At 65.3% G+C, this 3,793-nt stretch carries 2 protein-coding genes and 1 pseudogene; all 3 read right to left on the bottom strand.

The genetic code is table 11. The features are described from left to right. Positions 1-399 (bottom strand): annotated as a pseudogene (locus tag C6P61_RS18090) (hypothetical protein); the annotation flags it as partial. Then, positions 396-1,421: an ATP-binding protein gene (locus C6P61_RS17375; RefSeq protein ID WP_105731149.1), complete on the bottom strand. Its 1,026-nt coding sequence runs from the start codon at positions 1,419-1,421 to the stop codon at positions 396-398. The pseudogene C6P61_RS18090 and the gene C6P61_RS17375, both read right to left, overlap by 4 nt. Further along, entirely contained in the window at positions 1,421-3,445 is a 2,025-nt protein-coding gene (locus C6P61_RS17370) for a transposase family protein (protein WP_146115101.1), read from the bottom strand. The genes C6P61_RS17375 and C6P61_RS17370 overlap by 1 nt, the downstream gene beginning before the upstream one ends. Between the last annotated feature and the right edge of the window lie 348 nt (positions 3,446-3,793).

The following is a 3,793-nucleotide window of genomic DNA, read 5'->3' as shown; positions in this document are numbered from 1 at the left end:
CAGACGAATCGACAGGAGGGCACTGTGATACCCAGCCGCTAGGCATTGACGGCAGAGCCGCAATCCGCTGCACACCAGCTGACGCGACCACGGCGGGAGCGTGCCCAGGTGAGACCAGGCAAAGACATCGGCCGGCTCTCCCAGCCAGGATGCCAGCACCTCGGTGGAGACCGCCACACGCCCATGGCCTTGCCCCTCATGGCCGCGCCATTCATTGAACAGCAATCCGGTCGAGCTTGCCTTGTTTGCAGCTTCGCCGGGATGGCACCAGAGATGGTCCGGCAGCTCTCGCATCCTGAGGCGGTTCAGGGCGGCCACCCGCTGCACCGTATGCCACAACGAGGCGTAGGGCCTGATGCTGCCTGGATGCCAGGTCAGATGCTGGCTGGTCGGGGTCACGACGACGTGCCGGCACGCTGTCGCAGCCGGGGCGCCGCGGCAGACACCAGGGACATCAGCGACCTATGGCCGCATCCCGCCACGATCCTGCGCCAGGAGCCGGGCGAGGTGACATCCCGCCAGTCGGCGCCCCCTGCGATGCGCAGCAGCGCGTTGCGGCAGGACTGGGCCACGGTCTTCATCGGGAATTCCATCGGCCCCTGGTAGCGACCGGGCAGCTCATCGACCATGGCTTGCATCAAGCCCTCGGCATGGTGGGCCATCCGCAATCCCTGGTCCCAGGCGTCTGGCGCCACCCCCTGGGTGAACGACAGGCCCGAGCCGCGTGGCCATTCGGTGCCGCCGTCATACCCCGCCATCACGTAGGCCAGTTCCTCGGTGGTACGGATCCCATGGAATGGCTCGGATGCCAGCATGAACCTGGCCGCCACATGGGCGCCGCCGGACAGCGCCATGCCGGTAGGCTCGTCAAAGAACTGCAGCGAGGCGATTGAGAACACGCAAAGACGCAGCCCTTCCTTTTCCAGCAGGCTGTGCAATTCCACCAGCCACAGCCACTCGCGCTGACTCATGCCCTGGGCCTCGTCGATGACCAGCACCAGAAACCGTCCCCCGCCCTGGGTCGCCAGTTCAGTCCACTTTTCGACCAGCATGTGCAGCCGGTCGAGCGGGCTGCGGGCGGCCCGGGCCAGGGGATGGCGGCTGGCGTGCAACAGGTTGGAATGGAAGCGGCCGACCGACTGCGATCCACCGGAGTCGATGTGGCTCCACACCACCATGGGCACCTGTCCGCCATGCCGCTCGGACAGCAGATTGCCCAGCCAGTGGTCCACGGCACTCGACTTGCCAAAGCGTGATGGCCCATAGAGGGTGGCACCGTCGACCTGGTTGTCGATCCAGTCCGCGATGCAGTCGACCATCTGGCCGATGGCCAGAGTGAAGAGCGAATAGTCACGCGTGACCAGAGGGTGATCCCGGGGCAGGTGCGGGGGAACCAGCGGTGTGGCGGAGTAGGCTTCCATCACCAGATCCTCGCCATGCGCATGGGCGGCAGCGGCCGGCCCGGCGGGTTCTCGGTCGGAACGCTGTCCGCGCTAGTGGCAGCACTGTCCGTTGTGGTGGTTGAACCCTGGGGACGGCTCGAAGCGGGCTGGGGTGCCTGCGCCACCAGCGATTGCCCCGACAGGCGCTCGGCATGCATCTGCAACACCCGGCGAGCCTCCAGGTAGGCGGGATGGGGTTGCAGCTTCTTGTCTTCCGAGGCCTCTGCGTAACGGATCAGTTCCTCGACAGCATCGCAGTTGCTCGACAGATGAACCAGGCGGCGCTTGTCCAGGGCCCGGATCGACTGCCGCATGTACAGGGTGTGCGGCGTCAGATGCCAGGGGGGCGCGGCGCGAACGGCGCCCAGGAACTCACCGTTTGGCGTGGAAACGGTGGCCCACCGTGCGTCGTCCTCGTTCTCGATGTGCAGCCACAGGTTCTTGCCGATCAGATCCGTGCGCAGGCACAGCCACTCCGCCGAATACCTGGCGTTGGCAAAGTTGAAGTAGGGTCGCCGGCCTTCGGACACGCCCCCCTTGACGGTGCACAGCTTGCGGATGCCCACCATCCGGGCCACCTGCTCCGGGTCGGCCTGTCGAATCTGGTCGGGCGAGCGCGACGTCAGGAAGTCGAGCTGGGCCAGCGGGCTGCGGTAGCCCAGGCCCGAATGGGGGGTCGCGTTGTAGTTGGCGATCAGTGTGTCGAGCAGTTCCTCGGCGTATTCCAGCTGGAATTGCGTCGCCTGGGCAGCTGCGTCGGGGTCAGCGCCACGCTTGTCCTTGGGCGAGCTTCCGGTCGTCACCGAAAGCTGGTGAAAGCCGCCGGCGGCCAGCCGTCCGAAGAACGACTCAATGAAGGGTCGGTCGTCCTTGCTGCGCCGGCAGGAATAGCTGTGAGGGTCCTGTGGCTTGAGGAGGGGCGAGCCCACGGTCTCCAGCAGCTGCCGTTCAACCCGGTCGCAGATGTTGGCCATCGCGCCATCGACGCTGAACTCGTCCCAGCAGGCCCCGAGGTAGCGGTCGTTGCGGGCCGACGGCATGCCCGCCTCGGCAACATAGGCGCTGGAGCTGAACTGCAGTTCGCGAGGCACCCACCGGGTCAGGGCGCGCTTGATGGCGCGCAGGACGTCTTCCGCGCTGCATTCCCGGTGCAGGCTCAGGTGGTAGCCCAGGACGGCACGCGAGGCCACCTCGATGATGACGATCACCCATAGGCGATGGATCTTTCGGGGCTCATGGCCGCCATGCGGAGACGGCACCATGACCACCATGCGGGCGTCGATCTTGTGGGCATCGCACTCGACTCGCTGGAACACTCGCAGCGCCGGACGTTGGGTGCCATCGCCCGCCCTCGACTTGCGCTGAGCCTCCTGGCCACCCAGCAAGGCACGCTGCCTCTGGGGGTTCTCGGACAGCACCCGGCCGATGAACTTGACGATGGTGTTGTAGCCCAGTTTCTCGACGTTGAACGGCCAATCGCCCCGGGCTTCAAAGCCACGGGTGCGCAGTTCGTCCAGCAGCCACTTGAACAACGAGATGTTCCGGCGCCTGGGTCCTTCGAGCGAGTGACGCTTGTTGCCGAGGATCTGGTCCCTGAAGTCTTGCTCGAGTCCGAGTCCCTGCGGTGACTCGAAGATCCATTGCAGCGATCCGGCAGTGCCCCCGCCACTGGCGCTGGGCGGCTTGGGTGGCGTCTGGCGCTTCCAGGCCTGGGTGCGCAGGTTGGGTATCGCGCCCCGCCAGCCGTAGAGGCTGCCATCCTCGTGCGGCTTCTGGCACCGCTCGGTGATCAGCCTGTAGATCTGCGAGCGCCCGAATCCACACCCCTCTCGGATCTGCTGGTCTGTGGCACCGTCAAAGTACAGCAGGATGCCTTGCCGGCGGCGCAGGAACAAGGCCCGGCTGTCTTCCTTCAGGGCGTCCACGTCAACCGAAGGCCAGTCGCGCGTAGGCTCCGTGCCCATGCCCAGCCGGTACGAACGAACGGATGTGCGTCGTGACATGTCGCCCTCCCCCGTGTGAATTGGGTAGCCGCACCGTCAGCATCGCGGCCAGGCCGCAGGCTGGTCACCGTCTATCTGAACACAACTTCGGTTGAAACGGGCACTGAGTTACAACTTCAGTGGAAGATTTGCAGCGATTTCGGCACCGCTGCGTCAGGATCTCCCCTCTGACGCGGATCGGTCGCATGGTTACAACTTCAGTTGTGTGAGCGCCGCTCACGCAACTAATTTCGACAGGCTTTGTTGCAAATTTCAAGTTGGCAAGCAAGGTCGCCAGCGGGCCGAGGTAGGCTCCTAGAATGAGCGACCGAGTAAGACCAGAGCCCTCCAAGTACAAGACCACCAACT

Source organism: Malikia spinosa (assembly GCF_002980625.1).
Classification (GTDB): Bacteria; Pseudomonadota; Gammaproteobacteria; order Burkholderiales; family Burkholderiaceae_C; genus Malikia; species Malikia spinosa.
The sequence above is the reverse complement of the archived record's forward strand: the minus strand, read 5'-3'. Positions and strand labels throughout refer to the sequence as shown.

Coding starts and splice junctions, on each gene's coding strand:
- C6P61_RS17375 (WP_105731149.1), bottom strand. CDS start 1,421: ATGGAAGCCTACTCCGCCACACCGCTGGTTCCCCCGCACCTGCCCCGG.
- C6P61_RS17370 (WP_146115101.1), bottom strand. CDS start 3,445: ATGTCACGACGCACATCCGTTCGTTCGTACCGGCTGGGCATGGGCACG.